The organism is Pseudomonas sp. TWR2-1-1, from assembly GCF_049897045.1.
Classification (GTDB): domain Bacteria; phylum Pseudomonadota; class Gammaproteobacteria; order Pseudomonadales; family Pseudomonadaceae; genus Aquipseudomonas; species Aquipseudomonas versuta.
The window spans coordinates 47,322-68,592 of record NZ_JAFCVM010000007.1 but is presented as its reverse complement, the minus strand read 5'-3'; the positions used below and the strand labels follow the sequence as shown (position 1 = coordinate 68,592).

The window sequence follows — 21,271 nt, the reverse complement described above, 5'->3', positions numbered from 1 at the left end:
GGGGCAGGGCAGGTCTGACAGGGGTCAGGCATGGCTGGCATGGGGACTGCTCAAGTCGCGTTTGAAGGTCTCAGTGAGCAGCAGCAGGGCGATCAGCGAGATGACGGCCGAGCCGATCATGTACCAGGCCACGGAAGACCCTTTGCCCGTCCACGACAGCAAGGCGGTGGTGATGATCGGCGTAGCGGCGCTGCCGAGCAGCCCGGACAGCATGTAGGCAACCGACAGTCCCGAATAACGCACTTTGGTGCCGAACAGCTCCGCGAGGAAGGTGGCAATCGGGCCATAGTTGGCCGCAAAAGCAGTCATCAGCAGCATGTAGCCGAGGAACACCAGCGGCAGTTCGCGGGTGTCCATCAACCAGAACATCGGGAACGCCACCAGTGCTTCGGCAATGATGCCGCCGATGATCACCGGCTTGCGTCCGATGCGGTCCGACAGCGCGCCGAAAGCCGGGAGCATGAAGATGCACAGCGCGCAGGAGGCCAGCACTACGCTGAGCATCGCCGGGCGGCTGAAGCCCAGGGTCTGGGTGCCGTAGGTGAGGCCGAAGGCGACGATAATGTTGAACGAGGCCCCGGTCGACATCGTCGCGATTCCGCCCAGCAGCACCTGTTTCCAGTACTTGCGGCAGATTTCCGCGAGCGGGACTTTGACCTGCTCTTCGGATTTTTTCGCCTGCTTGAAGGCGCGTGTTTCTGTGATGTTGAGCCGGATGTACAGCCCCAGGCCGATGAGCAGGGCGCTGCCCAGGAAGGGGATACGCCAGCCCCAGGCCAGCAGGTCTTCGGTGGAAAGCATGCTGGCAATGGCCAGAAAGGCCAGGTTGGCAATCATGGTGCCGGCGGGTACGCCGATCTGCACCCATGAACCGTACAGGCCGCGCTGGTTGGCAGGGGCATGTTCCACCGCCATCAACACGGCGCCCCCCCATTCGCCGCCCAGTGCCAGGCCCTGAATGATGCGCAGGGTCAACAGCAGGATCGGGGCCCAGATGCCGATGGTGGCATAGTCCGGCAGCAAGCCGATGGCGAAGGTCGCGGCGCCCATCACCATCAAGGAGATCAGCAACATTGATTTGCGTCCCAGCTTGTCACCGAAGTGACCAAACAGGGCCGCGCCCACGATGCGTGCACCGTAGGCCGAAGCAAAGGTGCCGAACGCCAGCAGGGTGCCCACCAGGGCATCGAAGGCGGGGAAGAAAATTTTGTTGAATACCAGCGCCGACGCGGTCGCGAAAACGAACAGGTCGTACCATTCGACAGTGGTGCCGATGACGCTGGCCACCGCCACTTTTCTCATGTTGACCGGTGCGTCCTCGGTAGGCAACGGGTCGGGTATGCGCGCAGAACTGTTCATGCCTTATGTCTCCAGATCGAGCGTGGGCTCATGGATATAGTTTTTTTGTTTGGCAGGTATTGAGTAGTGCGGGCGCCCGCGTCCGGGCGCTTGTTTATTGTTAATGCGGGCTTCTATGTGCCCTTGTCTGGTGTGTCAGCGTTGCAGTCGCTCGACCACCGCGTTGAGCAGCACATCGCAGCCCATGCGCGCGTCTGCCGGCAGTACGTCTTCGGCTTCGTTGTGGCTCAAGCCGCCCACGCAAGGGATGAACACCATGGTGGTGGGGCAATGCCGGGCCAGCAGGATGGCGTCATGCCCGGCACCGCTGACGATGTCCTGATGCGGGTAGCCCAGGGCCTCTACCGCTCGACGCACAGCCGCCACGCATTCGCGGTCAAACGGGGTGGCCGGGCTCAGCCAGTGGCGCTCGATCGCCAGGGTCAGGCCACGTTGGTCGGCGATGCCCTGGAAGTGCTCGCGCACCCTTTGTTCCATGACGGCAATCTGTGAGTCCTGGTGATGGCGCAGGTCGACCGTGAACGTCACGCTACCGGCAATGGTATTGCGCGATGACTTGGCGATATTCAGTTGGCCGATGGTCACCAGCCCCTGGGGTGCGAAATCGGCGCATAGGGCTTCCAGTTGCGCGGCCATTTGCGCCACGCCAAACAGGGCATCATTGCGCAGGGCCATGGGGGTCGTGCCGGCGTGGGCACTCATGCCCCGCACCGTGACATCCAGCCAGCAAATGGCCTGTCCACCGGTCACCACACCCACCGGCAAGCCGTTGTCTTCGAGGATCGGGCCTTGCTCGATATGGGCTTCGAAATAGCTGTCGAAGGGGCGCTGGAGCGCCAATTCACCGACATGCCGGGTGGCGTCCAGGCATTGCGCCACACTGATGCCGTCAACATCGCAGGCATCCAGTGCGGTCTGCAGCGCGAGGCTGCCGGTGAATACCGCCGAGCCGAACATGGCCGGGGTGAAACGTGCACCTTCTTCGTTGGTCCACACGGCAATTTCGATCGGGCGGCGGTTCTGTACCCCCTGTTCGTTGAGGCAACGCACTACTTCCAGACCGCTCAGCACGCCATAGATACCGTCGAAGCGGCCACCTTTGGGCTGGGTATCAAGATGGCTGCCCATCACCACCGGGGCCAGATGATCGTCCAGCCCGGGAAGACGGGCGAAGAGGTTGCCGATGGCGTCGAAAGCCAGGCTCATCCCGGCTTCCTTGCACCAGCCCATGAACAGCTCGCGCCCGGCCTGGTCTTCGGCAGACAGGGCCAGTCGGCAGTTGCCGCCCTGGTCGGTGGCGCCGATCGTGGACATTTCCATCAGGCTGTTCCACAGCCGTTCGCCGTTACAGTTCAATACGTTCATGCGATACCTCTGGCGTGTTGCGTCAGTAGCCCAGTAAAGGGTCCACCAGGTTGTTCAAGACTTCGCCGGATAAAAGCCGGCGGGTGTTTTCTGCGACCTGGCGGGCGATGCAGGCGTGGGACGCCGCAGACGCCATATGCGGGGTGATGACCACACCCGGCATGTGCCACAGCGCGTGCTCGGCCGGCAGTGGTTCATGTTCGAACACGTCCAGCACCGCGCCGCGCAACTGGCCGCTGTGCAGTGCCAGCTGCAAGTCGTCAATGCACAGATGCTGGCCGCGCCCCACGTTAACGATGGCGGCACCGCGGGCCAGCCGGTCAAAGGTGCGGCTGCACAAGATGCCGCGCGTGGCATCGGTCAACGGCAGCAGGTTGACCAGCAGATCAAGGCCATCGACAAAACCCTCAAACCCGACCTCGGCGTAATGGCAGGCGACCCCGTCAAGCTGGCGCGGGCTGCGTGCCCAGCCGCGAACGTCATATCCGGCACCAGCCAGATCGCTGGCGATGGCTGCGCCCAGTGAACCGAGGCCCATCACTCCCACCTTGAACTGCCCGGCGGGCCGCTGCGGGTGGCGCTCCCAGAGACGGCTGCGCTGTTGGGCAATGACTCGGTCAAAGTCCCGGTGGAAATGCAGCACGGTCCAGCGCACATACTCGGTCATGCCCTGGCGGTGATCGGGATCGACCACCCGGCAAACCGGCACCACCGGGCCACTGGTGTCGCTGCCAAGGTGATCAACCCCTGCTGCCACCGAGTGCACCAGACGCAGATTCGGCAAGCGGGCCAGGCTGCCTGCGGGCGGATGCCAGCACGCCGCGACCCGGGCCTGAGCGGCTGCGGGATCATCTGCGAGTACCACCTGCAGTGATGGTGCGTGTTCAGCGAAGGCAGCCTGCAATTGTGCGAGCAGCTTGTGGTCTTTGCTCAGCAATACGAGGGTGGTCATGAGCAATAGGACTCGCGCTGGTCTTCGATCAGGGTCAGAACGGCCTTCCAGGTCAGTTGCACGATCTCTGGCGACTCATCACGGTTGAACTGTTGTGCTGTCAGGCGGCACACCTCTTCGCTGGGGTAAACCAGTTTGCTGTTGCCAGAGAGCGCCTGAACCTGTGCCTGGCAGGCACGCTCCAGAAAATGGATTTCATGGAATGCCTGGGCCACGCCGCTGCCGGCGGCGAGCAAGCCGTGGTTGCGCAGAATCATGGCGTTATGCGTGCCCAGGTCGGCCACCAGGCGCTTGCGTTCATCCAGCGACAGGGCGATGCCTTCATAGGTGTGATAGGCGAGCTTGGCGTAGTACTTCAGGGCGTGCTGGGTGATTGGCAGCAGGCCATGCTCCTGGGCCGCAACGGCCATGCCCGCCGCCGTGTGGGTGTGGATCACGCAGTCCAGATCCGGGCGCGCCATGTGGATCGCCGAGTGGATGATAAAACCGGCGGCGTTGACGCGGCTGTGTGCCGCATCCCCATTGATGACGTTGCCGTGCTGATCGATGCGCACCAGATCGCTGGCTTTCATGCGATCGAAAATCACGCCGTAGCGGTTGATCAAAAAGTGATGCTCCGGCCCGGGAATGCGCAGAGTGATATGCGTATCGATCAGGTCGGTCATGCGAAAGTGCGCAACCAGCCGGTAGAGGGCCGCCAGGTCGCAACGCGCCTGCCATTCAACGGCATCGATGGTGTCGGGTTTGAACATGGGAACTCCTGATTAAATTGCGGGCTGCGGTGCAGGTGCTGCTGCCATGGTTTCGCCACGCAGGCGTGCCAGGCCGCACACACCGAACAGTGAGATACCCGCCAGTAAGCTGAAGAAAATAGCCAGCGGCAGCCATTGCCCCGCATAGCGGGTGGCCAGCAAGGTGCCGATGATGGGTGTCGAGCCGCCGGCGATGGCGCAGATCAACTGGTAAGCAATAGAGATGCCGCTATAGCGCAGGTGGGCAGGAAAGGCTTGGGCCATGTAGCCGGCGATCACTGCATACAGCCCGGACAGGGTGACGACTGCCATGGCAATGCCCAGGGTCATCAGCGCCAGGTTTTGCGTGCCCACCAGCAAAAACATGGGGTAGGGCACAGCCATCGACAGCAGTGCGGCAAGCATCAGGAAACGGCCCTCGCCGATGCGTTCTGCCAGCAAGGCACTTATTGGCTGGGAAATGAACTGCAGGATCGTCACCAGAAACAGGCAATCGAGAATGGTCGCGCGGGAGATGCCCTGATATTGCGTGACGTAGGTGAGCATGAAGGTGTTGGTAAAGAAGAAACCGGCCGAGCCAATGGTCACCGCGCAAGCGGCGTAGAAGATCTGCCGCTTGCAGGTGCGCAGCACTTCCAGCACCGGATATTTGGCAGTCTCGCCTTTTTCAGCGATGGCCTTGAACTCGGGTGACTCCTCGACCCCGAATCGAATCGCCAGACCGATGATCATCAACACACCGCTGGCCAGGAACGGCAGGCGCCAGCCCCAGTCAGCGAACGCTTCGGCATCCAGTGAGGTGACCAGGCGAAAGGCAATCAGCGCCAGCAGCAGACCGGCAGGGCTGCCCAGCTGGGCGAACGAGGCATAAAAGGTCTTGCGCCCGGCGGGTGCATGTTCGCTGGCCATCAGCACTGCGCCACCCCATTCACCGCCAACCGATATGCCCTGCACGATGCGCAATGTCACCAGCCCGATCGGCGCCCAGATGCCGACACTGGCGTAGCTGGGTAGCAGGCCGATACCGGTGGTTGCCAGGCCCATCAACAACATGGTGAAGAGCAGCATTTTCTTGCGCCCGAGACGGTCGCCCAAATGCCCGAACACCATCCCGGCCATGGGCCGGGCGATGAAGCCCACAGCGAAGGTGCCGAACGCTGCCAGAGTGCTCAGGGCCGGATTACTGCTGGGGAAAAACACTTGCCCCAGAATCAGTGCCGCTGCCGTGGCATAGATGTAGAAATCATAGAATTCGATGGTGGTGCCAACGAATGCGGCTGCGGCCGCGCGTCGCGGCTGACTGGAAGAGGTTCGCATGCAGAGCCCTTTTAGCATTTGTTATTTGGCAGGGTTCAGGATCAATCACGTAGCGCTCTGTGGCGCTTGCGGGCTTTATCGCCTGCGGCCAATAATTAATCAATTTGCTAATACTTATTCCGTATATTAGCGGTGCTACTAATGGCGGCCCCATGAGTGAGAGCGTGATGAGTGAAGTACCCGGAGCATGGCAGGGCAGGCGATTTCTCAAGGACCGGCTTGACTGGAATCTGTTGCGTACCTATCTGGCTATTGGCCAGGAGCGCAGTATCAGTCGTGCTGCGGCGCGGTTGTATGTGACCCAGTCGGCGGTCAGCCAGTCGCTCAAGCGCCTGGAAGAGCAGCTCGATTGCCCGTTGATTTTGCGCCGGGGCCCGCGTTTCGACCTGACCCAGGCCGGCGAGGAAGTACTGGCCATCGCGCAGGAAATCTACGGCAACGTTTCCCGGCTGGGGATGGCTGTCGAAGGTGTTGAGGAAGACGTCGTCGGCAAGGTGCGCGTGCTGTCGATCAGCCAGGTGCAGTCAGCTTTGTACGATGAGTTTTTGGCCGACTTTCACTGCCTGCACCCTCGGGTCGAGCTTGAAGTGGAAGTCATGCGCAGTTCCGATATCCAGAGTTCGCTGAACCAGAAGACCGCCAGCGTCGGTGTCGGCTTGTCCCGTTTTGCTCACACCAAGCTCGAACGCGTGCCGCTCATGCGCCAGCGCTATGCGTTTTTCTGCGGCAAGCGCCATCGGCTTTTCGGTCAGCGCCGACTTTCTCTTGAGGCGTTGCTAGGAGAAAACTTTGTCAGTTTCACCAGTGACCAGATTGGTGGAAATCTATCGCCGTTGACGGTCTTTCGTGATCAGCAAGGCTTCACCGGAAAAATCGTTGCGTCATCTTCAAGCTTTGAAGAAATCCGCCGCCTGATCATCGCCGGTTACGGCATCGGTTGCCTGCCCGAGCACCTGGTGGACATCGACTTGCATAACGGCCTGATCTGGCGCCTGCCACCCGCCGAGGGCGTGGCGGATGTCGACGTGTTCCTGATGTGGAACCGCGAGCAGCGCATGACTCGCGCCGAGGCGGTGTTTCTTGAGTCTTTTCGCCGGGCGATTGAGCTGCAAAACATCTAGTGTGGCCGTTGACCTGTGGTGTTAACCCCGTCCCATTGCCCCGTCTCCTGGCAACCTGCGCTTCAAGGCACACATCTTGCTCTGCTAACAATCAATCTACCGATAGCTAGCAAAGAGAGTGTGCTTTAACCATGATCGCTACCTCCAGCCGTGCCGTGATCTGTACCCCGCATGCCGATGCCAGCGCCGCAGGTATGCGGATTCTCGATGCGGGCGGTACTGCCATCGATGCGATGCTGGCGGCCAGTGCCATGCTGGCTGCGGTTTTCCCGCATATGACCGGCCTGGGCGGCGATGCCCTATGGATGATCCACGACAGCAAGGTGCGCACCATCGTGGGGATCGGCCAGGCCGGGCAGCGCTTACCTGAAGGCGCAGCCATCAGCGTCCGTGGGCCGGGTGCGGTTGCCAGTACGGCGGGGGCCATGGCCAGCTGGCAGACCGCCGCCAATATCAGTCGCCACCAGTGGGGTTCGAGGTTCGGCTGGGCCGACCTGCTGGAAGACGCGGCAAGCGTGGCCGATTCAGGCACTGCGGTTTCGCAATCGCAACTGTTCTGGCAAACCCTGCGCCAGCCTCTGATCGAGCAATTGCCTGACCTGCATCGTCTGTGCAAGACCGATGGGCGATGGCTGCGCGAGGGCGACACCCTGCGCCAGCCGGAACTGGCCAACACCCTGCGGCACCTGGCCAAAAAAGGCCTGGAGGACTTCTATCACGGCGACCTGGCCCAGGCCTTCGGTGCTGAGTTTGATCGCCTCGGTTGTGGCCTGACGGCTGCCGACCTGGCCGCGACCCGGGCTCCTGAAGTCGCGCCGATTTCAGTGCGCTACCGCGCAGGCCGTCTCTACAATGTCGCGCCCCCGTGTCAGGGTCTGTACACCTTGCAGGCCATGGCCGCACTGCAACACAAGCCCCTGGCGCAAGCCGGCAACACCAGCGCGCTGTACTACCACTACCTGGTCGAAGCGATTAAACAGGGCTTGCTGCGGCGCAATGCGCAGTTATGCGATCCGCTGAGCAAGCCCTGGGATTTCACGGCCAGTCTCGAAGACTTGCAGGTGCGGGCGTATGCCGATGCCATCGACGATCAACATGCCGCCCCGTGGAACGAACCGGGGCGCCCGGCCGACACGGTATGGATGGCCGCGACCGATGCCCAGGGACGCACGGCCTGTCTGATCCAGAGCCTGTTTCACGATTTCGGTTCGGGCTGCATCCTTGGCGATACCGGTGTGCTGTGGCACAACCGTGCAGCCGGATTCAATGCCAACCCCGGGCACGTCAATGGCTGGGCCCCGGGCAAGCGTCCGGCGCACACGCTCAATCCGTCTTGCTACCTGGCTGACGATGGCCGCCGCTGGTTTTTCGGCACCCAGGGTGGCGACGGTCAACCGCAAACCCAGATGGTGCTGGCGACCCAACTGATCGACTTTGAGCAGCCCATCGACCTGGCGTTGCAAACCCCGCGCTTTCTGTTGGGGCGCAGTTTTTTCGACAGCACTGACAATCTTAAGCTTGAAGGCGACATGCAGGCCGCGACTATTGAAGGCCTGGCGACCCTGGGGCATGAAGTGGAAATCATCCCCGCCCGCAGCCCCATGACCGGCCACGCCGGAATCATCGCCATTGATGCCGCTGATCGGCGCAGCGCCATGCATGACCCGCGGGGTGAGGGCACAGGCCTGGGGCAGGCAGACTAATGGTCGAACCCCGGGTTTGCCGGGTCCGGGCTACTGGCGGATAATGCCGCCGATTGCCCGTCAGCCGCAGCCTTGTGTGTTGGCATGAGGTTTTCTGGACAATAGAGGGAAGGATGGGGTTGAGCACTGTCACCGCCAAACAGCTTGAGGTGCAACGTATCGTCGATGCGCTGTTCAAGGCTATCGCCCAGCATCGCCTGCCGCCCGGTACCCGACTGGTCGAAGCACAGATTGTCGAAACCCTGCAGGCCAACCGCAACCATGTGCAAGTGGCGCTGCAGCGTCTGGCCATGCAAAAAGTGGTGACCATCGAAGCCAATCGCGGAGCCATGGTTGCCCAGCCGACGGCGAGGGAAGCCCGTGATATTTTCAGCGCCCGGCGCGCCATTGAACGGGCGATTGTCGAAGCCATCACCCCGGCGGTGATGCGTAAACAACGCCAGCGCATTGCCAGCCACATGAACAACGAGCGCAAAGCCACCAGCGACACCGATCGCCGGGCCATCGTGCGCGAGCTGAGCGAGTTTCACCTGATGCTGGGCGAGATCAGCGGCAATGCCGTATTGAGTGACATCCTCGCCAACCTGATGGTCCGCAGTTCATTGATCGTGGCGCTGTATCAGCGCAATGACGTGCCGTCTTGCGCCTCCGATGAGCATCAGCAAATCATCACCGCCCTGGAGCATGGCGATAACCACAAAGCCGTGACCGTGATGCTGGAACACCTGGATGAACTGGAAGCGCAGCTGGCCCTTGAAGAAAGTGCGCCAGAGGAATTCAACCTCAGGCAGGCGTTGAGTGATTGAAGTTGCACCCAAGACGACATCGCCTGTTGATGTGCGTAACGCACGCCCCTACAAAAAACGCTCTGTGTGTGGTGGCGGGCTTGCCCGCGATGACATCGGCTGTTGATGTGTGTATCGCACGCCCCCTGTAGGAGCGAGCTTGCTCGCGAGCCTTTCAACGCAGCAACGAAGAGCTCGCGAGGCAAGCTCGCTCCTACAAAAAAACGCTCTGTGTGTGGGGGCGGGCTTGCCCGCGATGGCATCGGCTGTTGATGTGTGTATCGCACGACTCCTGTAGGAGCGAGCTTTTCAACGCAGCAACGAAGAGCTCGCGAGCAAGCTCGCTCCTACAAAAAAAACGCTCTGTATGTGGGGCGGGCTTGCCCAAGATGACATCGCCTGTTGATGTGTGTATCGCACGACTCCTGTAGGAGCGAGCTTGCTCGCGAGCCTTTCAACGCAGCAACGAAGAGCTCGCGAGCAAGCTCGCTCCTACAAAAAAACGCTCTGTGTGTGGTGGCGGGCTTGCCCGCGATGGCATCGGCTGTTGATGTACGTAACGCACGCCCCCTGTAGGAGCGAGCTTGCTCGCGAGCTTTTCAACGCCGCAATGAAGAGCTCGCGAGCAAGCTCGCTCCTACAAAAAACGCTTTCTGTGTGTGGGGGCGGGCTTGCCCGCGATGACATCGGCTGTTGATGTGTGTATAGCACGCCCCCTGTAGGAGCGAGCTTGTCTCGCGAGCTTTTCAACGCCGCAATGAAGAGCTCGCGAGGCAAGCTCGCTCCTACAGGGTTTGGGTTTGTGGTTCGGGTTTGTGCAAGGTGGCAGCCGGGCGACTGAACGTTTGCCGGCCGCCCTTGAAGCCCATCAGCGGTGCGCTGATTTCGGCAATTACCGCCGCAGGCGAGCATGCGTCAAACACGATGAAGTCGGCACGACAGCCCGCCAGTAGGCCGTAATCAGTCAAGCGCAACAGGCGCGCCGATTCGCTTGAAACCCAGGCCAGGCATTGGCGCAGTTGCGCTTCTGTCCCCATCTGACTGACGTTGGCAAACAAGTTGGCCTGGCGGATCAGGGACGCATCACCATAGGGTGTAAACGGGTTGCCAAGGTTGTTGGTGGACACCGAGCAGGTCACCCCGCACTCGTGTAGTTGCGCCAGTGGCGCCAGCCCCCGGGGCTTGTTGTGAAAGGCCTCGCGACCCATCAGGAACAGGTCGGTGCTGGGCAGGCATGTCACCTGTACCCCGGTTTCCGCCAGGTGCAGGCCCAGCACCGTGAGTGGCTCGCGGGGCAGGGCCGATAGCTTGGTCACGTGGCCGACGGTCACGCGTCCCCCCCAGCCATGCTGCTGTGTACACCGCGCCACCTCCATCACGGTCATGCCTTCAGGGTTAAGGTCGAAATCCAGATGCAAGTCCAGGTCGCAGTTGTAGCGCACCGCCAGTTCGAACAGGCGGCGGATCTGCCCGTTCGGGTCGCTGTCCATGTAGGGGCAGCCGCCCAGCACGCTGGCACCGCTTTCCAGGGCCTGACACAACAAGGCTTCAGTCCCTGGATTGTTCAGCAGGCCTTCCTGGGGGAACACGCAGATTTGCAGGCTGATCGCCCAGGCATAATCCGCCTGCAACCGGCGTACGGCATTGAACCCGGTCAGGCCGATCTGCGGGTCCAGTTCCACGTGGGTGCGCATGTGCGTGGTGCCTTGCAGTATCGCCTTATCCAGCACCAGGGCTGCGCGCCGGTACACATCGTCTTCGGTGAACTCTGCCTTCGCGGCCCGGGTTTGCGCTACGGCTTCGGCCAGCGTGCCTTCGTGCAGCTGGCAGCGCTGCATGATGCAGGCCTTGTCCAGATGGATGTGGGTTTCAATCAGGCCCGGCAACATGAGCCGGCCGCACAGGTCCAGGGTCTGCCATTGACGGGTGTCGGCGCTGAAGGCTGTGACGAAGTAGCCGTTCTCGACATACAGCACGCTGGTGCGGTGATCGTCACCCAGCCGTGCGTTGATGATTTTCATGGCGTTCATGCGCTGACTCCTTCACCCAGGTAAGCGGCCGCCAGTTCGGTGTCCTCACGCAAGTGTGCAGCGCTGGCGGCTTTGACGATGGTCCCGGTTTCCAGCACATAAGCGCGATCCGCCACTTGCAGTGCCAGGTTGGCCATTTGGTCCACCAGCAGGATGGTCACGCCCTCGTCGCGCAGCGCGGCCAGTGCGTCGTACAGCTCGCCGATCATGGCCGGTGACAGACCGAGCGAGGGCTCATCGAGCAGCAGGATTTTGGGTTTGGCCATCAGGCCGCGACCCACCGCGACCATTTGTTGCTCGCCCCCGGAAAGCAGCCCGGCCGGGTTGTCGATACGGTCGCGCAGCCGCGGAAAGCGCTTGAGAATGGCCTCGATTTCAGCCTCGGCATCAAACGCCTCGCGGCGCGAATAGCCTCCGAGCAGCAGGTTGTCGCGCACGCTCAGATAAGGGAAAACCTGACGGCCTTCCGGCACCAGCGCCAGGCCTTTTGCGGCGATGGTGCTGGCGTTGGCCTGCTCGATGTTTTCGTTGTCCAGCAGGATGCTGCCGCTGGTGGCGCGATGCAGCCCGGCCAGGCATTGCAGGATGCTCGATTTGCCCGCGCCGTTGGCGCCGAGAATCGCCACCAGCTCGCCGGGATTGACCAGCAGACTGACCTTGTCCACCACGGCCGATGCGCCGTAATCGATGACCAGGTCCTTGACGTACAGGCGTGCATCGCGGCTACCGTCCCAGACCTGTTCACGAGGTGTCGCCTGATAGTCGGTGCCCCCCAGATACGCCGCAATCACTTGCGGGTTCTGGCGGATTTCAGCCGGTGGCCCCGAGGCGATCGGCTTGCCGGCGTCGAGCACCAGCAGGTGGGAAGACACGGCCATCACCAGCGCCATGTCATGCTCCACCAGAATCACCGTGAGGCCAAAGTCCGCCAGCTTGCGCAGCAGCACGGCCAGTTCATCGGTGTCGCGCCGACTCAGACCCGCAGCCGGTTCATCCAGCAGCAAGACCGCAGGAGCTGTGGCCAGTGCCCGGGCGATTTCCACCAAGCGACGGTCCACATGGGGCAAGTCTTCGGCGGCAATATTGACCTCGCCGCGGTAGCCCACCAGGGCCAGCAGATCCAGTGCCAGGCTGCGCTGCCCGGCACTGGCAAGACTGAATGGCAGGCCCAGGCGACCTTTTTGCATCGCCACCAGCAGGTTGTCCATGACCGACATTTCACCGAACAGCAGGGTGGTCTGATAGGTGCGGGCGATACCGGCCCGGGCGCTTTTCCAGGCCGCCAGCCCGGCCAGTGGCTGTTGCAGTTCAATCTGGCCGCTGTCGGGCGCATAAAACCCGCTGATCATGTTCAGCACCGTGGTTTTCCCGGCGCCGTTGGGGCCGATGATGCTGGTAATGCTGCCGGCGGGCGCATCCAGGCTGACGTGTTGCGCGGCCTGCACGCCACCGAAGCGAATCCCGATGTCGGTGACCCGCAAGCCGGTGGACGGGCCACGGCTGCGCAGATACGCGGCGATGCGTTGCTGATTAATCTGCGTCGGCGCCAGCAGCCGGGGCGGCTTGATCCAGCGGCGGGCGAGGGCGCCCAGCAGGCCGTTGGGTGCGATCCACAGCACCACCAGCAGCATTACGGAAAAAATCAGCAGGCGGTACTCGGCAAAATCCGATAGCAGCTCCGGTACCAGCACAATCAGCAGTGCGCCAATCAGCGGTCCGAACAGCATGCCGCTGCCGCCGACGATCACGGCCAGCACAAACAGGATGGACTGGGTGAACGGAAAGGATTCCGGGTTGATGAACATCATCAAGGGCGCGAGCAAACCGCCCGCCAGCCCGGTCAGGGCGGCCGACAAGGCAAAGGCCAGGGTTTTGCTGAGCACCGGGTTGAAGCCCAGTGAGCGGGCAGCAATTTCCGAGGCTTTGACCGCGCGCATGGCCTTGCCCCAACTGCTGTGGCTCAGGCGCTGATAAAACAGCAGCGCTCCAATCATCAGTGCGCCAGCCAGCAGCGCGAGCAGTACGGCCGGATCGAGACCGGCAAACTCTGGCAGCGGGATCCCCATCAAACCGTTGGAGCCGCCAGTCACCTCCCGCCATTCGATGAGGCTGTGATGCACCACAAAGGCAAAAGCAATGGTGATCATCGCCAGATACGGGCCGCTGACCCGCAGTGCGGGAATCGCCAGCAGCGCCCCGATCAGCCCTGCAACCGCGCCGGCGACTGGCAGCGCCAGCCACAGCGGCCAGCCGGCCATGGTCAACAGTGCCGAGACATAGGCGCCGATGGCGTAGAAGGCAATATGACCGAAGGAAATCTGCCCGCTGAGACCGATCAGGATATTGAGGCCCACGCCGACCACCGCCGCCAGGGCGCAGAGGGTGAAAACCAGTAATGAGTAGCTGTCCAGAGTGAAAGCCATGGCCACGCAGGCCACGGCGAGCAGGGCAATGCCGGCCGGTGCGGCCAGGGTGTTGAGGTTTTTCATACTTTCACCAGTGCCTGGCTGCCGAAGAGACCGTTGGGGCGTATTGCCAATGCGAGAATGACCAGCGCAAACGTGAATATCTGGGTGAACGCGGAGCCGAAATACAGGGTGATCAAGGCTTCGGTCAGGCCGAACAGCAACCCGGCGGTGAATACGCCGCCTGCGCTGCTGATGCCACCGAGAATGGCCACCGCAAACGCTTTGAGGCCGAACAGCATGCCCATTTCCGCGTTGACACTGAACAGCGGCGCAATCAACAGGCCGGCGATCCCGGCGAACACCGTGGACAGGGCAAAGGCGATGGCCACCACGCGATTGACGTTGATCCCCATCAGCATCGCCGCCCGTGGATTTTGCACGCAGGCCTCAAGCACTTTGCCCAGCCGGGTGTAACGCCGCACCAGGTACAGCGCCAGGGCAATGCCCGCGCCTGCCAGCGGGATCAGCAATTGCAGGGCGCCAATATTGCTGGCGAACAACTCGACCTTGAGGTTGACCAGGCTGCTCTCGAACTGACGAGGCTCCTTGCCAAAGGTAAAGAGTGCCAGGTTATCCACCAGAATCCCGCCCGCGACGGTTGCCATCAGCCAGGCCTGCGAGCCGCGGCTGTGGAACGGCCGCACCAACCAGCGTTCGATCACCAGGCCGTACAGGGCACAAAGGCACAGCGTCAGCGGCAGGGCCAGCCACAGTGACCAGCCCCAGGTGATGCAAAAGGTGTAGCCCAGCACTGCGCCGACCATCATGGCGCTGCCCTGGGCAAAGTTGACGGTTCGCGAGACAACCCAGGTCAGGTGAAAACCCAGCGCCAGTAACGCGTACATGCTGCCCAGCCCGAGGCCGGTGACGATGGCGGCGGTGAACATGGCTTACTCCTCAGGCGTGAGCGGTACGATCCGGTCATTGACGAAGTGGGTGAACACATAGTCGTCAGGCCCCAGCGCGTCATGCTTCAACGGCGTGAACGGCTGTTGGTAGTGCTTGATCAACCCGTCGTATTCGCGGATGGCGTAGAAACCGTCGCGTACCGCCTTGCCGTCGGTGCTCCCGGCGTTCTCGATGGCCCGGGCGGCCAGATGCAGGGCGTCATAGGCATTGGCAATACCCACTGCCGGTGTCACGTCGGCCAGGGTCTTGATCTGCGGGTAAGCGGTTTTCAAGGCGGCCAGCAGGGCATCGCCTTTGGCATTGTTGTGTTCGGTGAACACGTAGGTCTGGATGAAATGCACCCGGGATGCATTAGGCCCCGCCAGCTCACCAAAGCGGCCACCGGCCGGGCCCCAGTGCGAGACCACCGGCACGTCCCAGCCCATGCGGTCCAGAGACTTGACCACCTGTGCCGAGGGGCCGACGTTGCCGACCAGCAGCAGGGTATCGGCCCCGGCGTTTTTCAAGCGGGTCAGTTGCGGCACGACATCCAGGTCACTGTCCTGAATCCGCTCGACCCCGGCGTTGGCCAGCCCGCGTTTCTCCAGCGCGCGCTTGAAACCGGCCTCGTTGGACTCGCCCCATGGATTGTTGATCAGAATCATCCCCGGCTTGTGCATGCCGTGGTCGACCCCGTACTTGACCAGGGCCTCATCCACCAGTTCATCGACCGCGGAAACCCGGAAAACATAATTGTCGGCGGCGCCGTTCTCGGTGATTTTGGTCCCGGCAGCCCAAATGCCCATGAACGGCACTTTCATCTGATTGGCCAGCGGCACGATCGCCAGGGAAACCGGGGTATCAAGCCCCCCAAACAGCACGGCGACTTTCTCGCGCTGGACCAGCTCACGAGCGGCGAGCATACCCTTTGACGGATTGCTTTCGTCGTCACGCCGCACCAGTTCCAGTGGTCGCCCGAGCACGCCGCCGCTGGCGTTAACCTCATTGATCGCCATGGTCAGGCCCCGGGTCAGGGCTTCGCCGGATTTGGCCGACTGGCCAGAAAGGGCGGCCACCAGCCCGACCTTGATCGGCGGCTCGCCCGCTTGCGCGCCACCGGACATAGCCATGTTGAGGGTGACGGCAGCAGCCACGGGAAACAGCAGGCGTTGCAGGTTTGGAAGCCGGATGGCCATAGTGGAATCTCCTGATTGCTAGCATTTGCATATTTATTGCTAGCAAGTAGGGTGCCACTCGTAACCGTCCTATAAATGCGGGTTTTCTGCCGTGTACAAAGGCTGTTTACGCTCTAAATTAAAGCGTCTTGCACCATGGGGAGGCGCGCTTTATCCCCGGTAAATTCACTGATTCAGGAGTTTCAACGATGTCTGAAACCAATAAAGACGTACAGATTGTTAGCAATTTTCTTGAGGCCTCCATGGCCCCGGATCCGGTCCGGGCCGCGACCTTTATGAGCGAGGATGTAAAGATCACCTTCACGGGTGGCCGGGTCATGCCTGACCCCCTTACGATCACCGCATTCAACGGCTCGCGTTACGCCTGGGTGAAGAAAGCCCTGGGCAATTTCGACTGGATGGATCGCGGTGACCACACCGTGGTGTATTCCAACGGCACCCTGTATGGCGAGTGGCCGGACGGTCGCAGCTTCTCGGGTAATCGTTATCTGGACCGCTTCGAAGTACGTAACGGCAAAATCACCCGCATGGACGTATGGAATGACAGTGCCGAATGGCTGCTGGTGCCGGAGATAGCCAAAAGCTGATCGGGTTTATGGCCTCAGGCAACAGCTTGCTCGCGTAGCGCGTTGAAAAGCTCGCGAGCAAGCTCGCTCCTACAGGGGACGTGTAATGGATCAGGCTTATCGGCGCCTGCTCTAGAGGCGCAACGGCTTTACGCCGTACCGGGCCATACGTTCACCAACTGTAGGAGCGAGCTCTTCGTTGGCACGTTGAAAAGCTCGCGAGCAAGCTCGCTCCTACAGGGGATGTGTAATGGTTCAGGCTTGCCTGAATATGACAAAATGTTTCACAGTTACTTTTGATGTTGTACGATAACGTATGTGTAATTCGGCAAACCCAATAATCTTATAAAAATGGGAAAACCCGCCTGTGATCATTCGCAGTATCGAAATTATCCGCATCAGTATTCCGTTCACCGCGGGGTCGGTGCAGCGGCACAACCATGGCCTGGCCAAGGACGACGACGCGTTCAATGCCGCCTCGCCGAGCCACCGGCGGATGGAAAGCCTGATGCTGAAAGTCACGACCGACACCGGGCTGGCGGGCTGGGGTGAAGCGTTCGGGCATGGGTCCAATCCGGTGACGTTCAAGGCGCTGTCCGCTGTGGTGGGGCCGATGTTTATCGGCACGCGGCTTGAAGACCATGAGCAAACCATGGAGCGGGTGCGCCGGGCGGTGCATGGTTTTGGCTCTACCGGAGCAATGCTTTACGCACTCTCGGGCATCGACATTGCGCTGTGGGACCTTGCGGCCCAGACGGCTGGCGTGCCGCTGTATCAACTGCTGGGCGGCACCCCGCGCACGCTTGAGCTGTATGCCAGCCTGGTCAGTTATGGCAACGACCCCGATGAAGTGCGCCGCCAGGTCAGCCGCGCCCGCGAGCTGGGCTTTCGCAAGATCAAACTGCATGAAACCCATATCGACGCGATTGCCGCTGCCCGTGAGGCGCTGCCTGTGGCGGCGGGCGAGTTGATGGCCGACGTCAATTGCCCATGGTCTGTAGGCCAGGCCAGTGAAATCGCTCAGCATCTGACGGCCCTTGAGCTGACCTGGCTGGAAGAACCGGTGTGGCCACCCGACGACGTCGCCGGTCTGGCCCGTGTGCGTCGCATCGGGGTGCCGTTGTCTGCCGGTGAGAACGCTGCCGGGGTGCAAGGCATCAAGGCCTTGCTGGAACATCAGGCCATAGACATCGTACAACCAAGCGTGGCGAAGATTGGCGGCATCGGCGCCATGCTTCAGGTGTTTGCCCTGGCCGCAGAGCATGGAGTCAAGGTGGTACCGCACTGCTTTTACTTTGGCCCCGGGCTGCTGGCCGTGGCTCATCTGTGCACGTTACTGCCCGCGGATGTGGCCGTGGAGGTGCCGTTCATTGAGTTCGAGCGCCTGCTGTACCCGGCCCTGGCATTTAAACCACGCATGGACCTGCCCTCTGTTGCCGGTTTGGGCTTCGCCCCGGACCTGCAAGTGATCGATGACTACTGCATCGAGCGCGCCTTGATCGATTGAACCCGTTCAGCTGTTTCCAATAATAAAAAAGGCACACAAACATGAAAGGCAACTATCGCTGGTACATCGCCGGCTTACTGTTCTTTGCAGGCATGCTCAATTACCTGGACCGTGCGGCACTCTCGGTGGTTGCACCGCTGCTCAAGAGCGAGTTGCACATTGACGACGCGCAAATGGGCTTCATTTTCAGTGCTTTTTTCATCGGCTACTGCGCGCTGTGCTTTATCGGTGGCTGGGCCGCCGACAAGTACGGGCCGAAGAAGGTGTTCGCCTGGGCGGCAGGTACCTGGTCGTTGTTCTGCGGTTTGACCGCAGTGATCACCGGTTACTTTCAGTTGCTGATATTTCGCGTGTTGTTCGGTATGGGCGAGGGGCCAATGGGTACCACCACCAACAAGGCGATTACCAACTGGTTCCCGCGGGAAGAAGCGGGCCGGGCGCTGGGCTTCACCAACTGCGGGCAGCCGCTGGGTGCGGCCCTGGCCGGTCCTGTGGTCGGGCTGGTGGCATTCAATTTCGGCTGGCGTGTGTCGTTCGTGGTTATCGCGGTGCTGGGCGCCTTGTGGCTGTTGGCGTGGCTGATGATTTTCAAGGACACCCCCGAGCAGCATCCGAAAGTTTCCCGGGCCGAGTGCGAAATGATTCGGGCCAGCCGCGAGGAAGTGCTGGTTGAAGGTGTCGAAGAAGGCCGCAGCCTGTTCAGCTATATCTTTTCGGTACCGGTGCTGGCAGTGGCGACCGCATTTTTCTGCTTCAACTACGTGCTGTACTTCTTCCTTACCTGGTTACCCAGCTACCTGATGGACTACCAGCATCTGGACATCAAGAGCATGAGCATCATTGGCGTGATCCCCTGGCTGGGCGCTGCTCTGGGCTTTTTGGGCGGCGGTTTTCTGACCGATGCGCTGGGCAAGAAACTCGGCAGTGTGATCCTGGCCCGCAAGATCATGCTCGCCCTGGGGCTGGGGGTCGCCGCAGTGTGCGTGCTGATTACCACGCAAGTTTCTTCATTGGGCATGGCGGTGGCCTGCATCACCGTGTCCAGTATTTTCCTGTTCGTGACCCCGCAGATTTGCTGGGCGCTGATCCAGGACATCGTGCCCCAAAGTCGGGTCGGCGGTACCGGGGGCTTCGTTCATTTGCTGGCCAACCTTGCGGGGATCATCGCACCCACGCTGACCGGGCTGGTGGTGCAGTATGGCGGCGGTTACAACGTGGCCTTCGTCATCTCGGCCGCCGTATGTGGCCTGGGCATGGTGGTTGTGGTGCTGGCGGTGAAGGGGCAGAACCCTCAGGCGCCGGCGGCTGTTGCGGTGATGCGCTAAGGGGGGCTTTCGGGTACTGGCCGGGCAGAAACACCCGGCCTTGCCCCAGGCCGGCCGGTCCCACCCTGCGGGGTTACAGCGGTTTGAGCTAGAAGCTTTTCTTGAACACAACCCCGCCCTTCATGATCAGTTTGATGCCGTTGTCCGGGTCTTCCAAAAACCCCAGGCTCTGCGTCGGGTCGCCATCGACTACCAGCAAATCTGCCAGAGCGCCTTTTTCGATCACGCCAAGTTTGCCGGGGTAGGGGTTGCGGGCTCCGGCCATGGCCAAGAGTTCGCCATTATGTTTTGTCGCCATGTTCAGCACTTCGTTGGCCGCATAAAAGCGCGTCATTTTTGCCAGCTGTCGGCCCTGGGTCGCGGTTTTTTCGGGGTTGAATAAAACATCTGTTCCCCAGGCGGTCCTGATATTGAAACGCTGGGCAAACTCATAGGCATTTGCAGTCCCCTGAGCCACCAGACGCTGACGTTCACGACGCACAGGGTCGGGGTAAACATTGGCATCCTCATCTTGCAGAAAAGGCTGCAGGCTCCACCAGATGTCGTTGTCGGCCATCATGCGTGCAGTTTCTTCGTCCGCCAGTTGACCATGTTCAATGGATCTGACCCCCGCCCGAATGGCCCGCTGAATACTCCTGGGCATATACGCATGGACCATCACATAAGTGCCCCAGTCGGCAGCGGCGGCCACCGCCATTTTCAATTCCGACTCCATGAACTGAGTGCTATCCAGGTGATCGTGCAACGAGGCCACGCCACCACCGGCCAACAGTTTGATCTGCGAAGCCCCGAGCAGCAGTTGCTCGCGGGTGCGCCTGAGCACTTGAGCATCACCGTCGGCGATCTCGGCGGCGCCGATCTGCTCGGTAAAACTCAGTGACCTCAGTGCGCTGCGAGGGACCTCGGAGCGCATCCTGAAATCGCCGTGGCCCGAGGTCTGGGAAATCATGGCGCCCGAAGGGAAAATGCGCGGCCCGACCACCATTCCCTCGTCTATGGCCCGTTTCAATGCAAACGACGGCCCGCCCGGATCGCGCACAGTAGTAAAGCCACGCATCAAGGTTTTTTCTGCTTCATGAGCGGCCACCAAATGCACATAGCCTGCATCCGAACTCATGGCGTCAAGTTCGGTGATGGCGGCCAGGGTAGTGTGCCAGTGGGCATCAATCAGCCCCGGCATGACCACGCGCTGCCCGCAATCGATCACCAGCGCGCCCTCAACCGGGGTATCGACCGGCAGCAATGCATCAATCACGCCGTCCTTGATGAGTATGCAAACCTGCCCGTCAAGCACCGGGCTCCCGTCAAACAACCGCAGATTGGTCAGCAGAATGGCGCGTGCAGCGGCCTCGGTGGCGGTAATTTGCCCTGAAACACCGGCCAGGTTAGAGCCAGGTGACCGGGCGCTTTTCAACTTGCGGTAGAAGTCGCGCCGTGACAGATCGATCATCATTCTCTGGTGAAAGTCCTGTATTAACGGCGAGCTGCAATTACACAACGGGTGGGCTTCGAATTCAAAAGCGTGACTGGGCACATAACGCGAATAAGCAGGCATGACCGACCTCCGTTTGATCCTGGTCCGGGCTGGCAGATTTTTTTGATGCAGGCACAACTGCCCGTGATCCGCTTTAGCGCCGGGCGCCTTCAACCAGCAAGGTTTGCGACAGCATAGAAGATAAACCGCGCCTCGCCCGGGAGCAGGTGCGCTGCGGTTTACGATTGCTGCGCAACCGGACGTAGCCTTCGGCAACTGCTACGCAAAGCAGGCGTTGCAGTCGCTGACGAGGTAGCGGTTAGTTCATGTTTTTCTGAACTTTCTATTTGCTGCAGCCTATTCAATGATTTGCCGTTGTAGATTTAGGATTCGTCTCACGGGACCGATGCCATCAGAGCAGCAGCCCGCAGTCCCCCCTTTCTACTGCCCAGTAACGCCCATG

16 protein-coding genes are annotated in these 21,271 nt (G+C 61.1%); 6 read left to right on the top strand and 10 right to left on the bottom strand.

Annotated elements, in window-relative coordinates; translation table 11 throughout:
• Positions 1-24: 24 nt before the first annotated feature.
• From ACP7BO_RS17830 to ACP7BO_RS17810, 5 genes are all read right to left on the bottom strand, one after another.
• Entirely contained in the window at positions 25-1,359 is a 1,335-nt protein-coding gene (locus ACP7BO_RS17830) for an MFS transporter (RefSeq protein WP_397457181.1), read from the bottom strand.
• A gap of 135 nt (positions 1,360-1,494) precedes the next feature.
• Entirely contained in the window at positions 1,495-2,724 is a 1,230-nt protein-coding gene (locus tag ACP7BO_RS17825) for a Zn-dependent hydrolase (RefSeq protein WP_426211826.1), read from the bottom strand.
• A 22-nt stretch (positions 2,725-2,746) separates the two neighbouring features.
• Positions 2,747-3,676, bottom strand: coding sequence for a 2-hydroxyacid dehydrogenase (locus ACP7BO_RS17820; RefSeq protein WP_060693361.1), 930 nt, complete (start codon positions 3,674-3,676; stop codon positions 2,747-2,749).
• Positions 3,673-4,428: a class II aldolase/adducin family protein gene (locus tag ACP7BO_RS17815; RefSeq protein ID WP_060693360.1), complete on the bottom strand. Its 756-nt coding sequence runs from the start codon at positions 4,426-4,428 to the stop codon at positions 3,673-3,675. The genes ACP7BO_RS17820 and ACP7BO_RS17815 overlap by 4 nt, the downstream gene beginning before the upstream one ends.
• Positions 4,429-4,440: 12 nt before the next feature.
• The gene (locus ACP7BO_RS17810; protein WP_060693358.1) at positions 4,441-5,745 is read right to left on the bottom strand and encodes an MFS transporter; all 1,305 of its coding nucleotides are present in this window, start codon (positions 5,743-5,745) and stop codon (positions 4,441-4,443) included.
• Between the two features lie 152 nt (positions 5,746-5,897).
• Here ACP7BO_RS17810 and ACP7BO_RS17805 point away from each other — a divergent pair, with 152 nt between their 5' ends.
• The 3 genes from ACP7BO_RS17805 to ACP7BO_RS17795 all read left to right on the top strand — a co-directional run bounded on the left by ACP7BO_RS17805 (position 5,898) and on the right by ACP7BO_RS17795 (position 9,375).
• Positions 5,898-6,866 (top strand): LysR family transcriptional regulator, encoded by a 969-nt coding sequence (locus ACP7BO_RS17805; RefSeq protein WP_253187788.1) that lies wholly within the window; start codon positions 5,898-5,900, stop codon positions 6,864-6,866.
• 131 nt (positions 6,867-6,997) lie between these two features.
• On the top strand, positions 6,998-8,569 hold the full coding sequence (locus ACP7BO_RS17800; protein ID WP_426211822.1) for a gamma-glutamyltransferase family protein: 1,572 nt from the start codon (positions 6,998-7,000) through the stop codon (positions 8,567-8,569).
• Between the two features lie 113 nt (positions 8,570-8,682).
• Positions 8,683-9,375 carry a GntR family transcriptional regulator gene (locus ACP7BO_RS17795; protein ID WP_073508655.1) on the top strand — a complete coding sequence of 231 codons (693 nt, stop codon included), beginning with the start codon at positions 8,683-8,685 and terminating at the stop codon, positions 9,373-9,375.
• Positions 9,376-10,139: 764 nt separating this feature from the next.
• Here ACP7BO_RS17795 and ACP7BO_RS17790 read toward each other — a convergent pair.
• From ACP7BO_RS17790 to ACP7BO_RS17775, 4 genes are read right to left on the bottom strand one after another with little or no spacing between them, the layout of a single operon-like run.
• Entirely contained in the window at positions 10,140-11,384 is a 1,245-nt protein-coding gene (locus tag ACP7BO_RS17790; protein WP_426211820.1) for an amidohydrolase family protein, read from the bottom strand.
• The gene (locus ACP7BO_RS17785; RefSeq protein ID WP_426211818.1) at positions 11,381-13,873 is read right to left on the bottom strand and encodes an ATP-binding cassette domain-containing protein; all 2,493 of its coding nucleotides are present in this window, start codon (positions 13,871-13,873) and stop codon (positions 11,381-11,383) included. Before ACP7BO_RS17785 ends, ACP7BO_RS17790 begins: the two co-directional genes overlap by 4 nt.
• Positions 13,870-14,739: a branched-chain amino acid ABC transporter permease gene (locus ACP7BO_RS17780; protein ID WP_426211816.1), complete on the bottom strand. Its 870-nt coding sequence runs from the start codon at positions 14,737-14,739 to the stop codon at positions 13,870-13,872. Before ACP7BO_RS17780 ends, ACP7BO_RS17785 begins: the two co-directional genes overlap by 4 nt.
• 3 nt (positions 14,740-14,742) lie before the next feature.
• Complete coding sequence (locus ACP7BO_RS17775) at positions 14,743-15,936, bottom strand: ABC transporter substrate-binding protein (protein ID WP_397457175.1); 1,194 nt, start codon at positions 15,934-15,936, stop codon at positions 14,743-14,745.
• A 188-nt stretch (positions 15,937-16,124) separates the two neighbouring features.
• Between ACP7BO_RS17775 and ACP7BO_RS17770 the strand changes: the two genes are divergently transcribed.
• From ACP7BO_RS17770 to ACP7BO_RS17760, 3 genes are all read left to right on the top strand, one after another.
• Entirely contained in the window at positions 16,125-16,523 is a 399-nt protein-coding gene (locus ACP7BO_RS17770; RefSeq protein ID WP_426211814.1) for a nuclear transport factor 2 family protein, read from the top strand.
• 346 nt (positions 16,524-16,869) lie between these two features.
• The gene (locus ACP7BO_RS17765; RefSeq protein ID WP_426211812.1) at positions 16,870-18,009 is read left to right on the top strand and encodes a mandelate racemase/muconate lactonizing enzyme family protein; all 1,140 of its coding nucleotides are present in this window, start codon (positions 16,870-16,872) and stop codon (positions 18,007-18,009) included.
• A gap of 41 nt (positions 18,010-18,050) precedes the next feature.
• Positions 18,051-19,334 (top strand): MFS transporter, encoded by a 1,284-nt coding sequence (locus tag ACP7BO_RS17760; protein ID WP_426211810.1) that lies wholly within the window; start codon positions 18,051-18,053, stop codon positions 19,332-19,334.
• Between the two features lie 88 nt (positions 19,335-19,422).
• Here ACP7BO_RS17760 and ACP7BO_RS17755 read toward each other — a convergent pair whose 3' ends face one another.
• Positions 19,423-20,889 (bottom strand): amidohydrolase family protein, encoded by a 1,467-nt coding sequence (locus tag ACP7BO_RS17755; RefSeq protein WP_426211808.1) that lies wholly within the window; start codon positions 20,887-20,889, stop codon positions 19,423-19,425.
• Positions 20,890-21,271 lie beyond the last annotated feature (382 nt).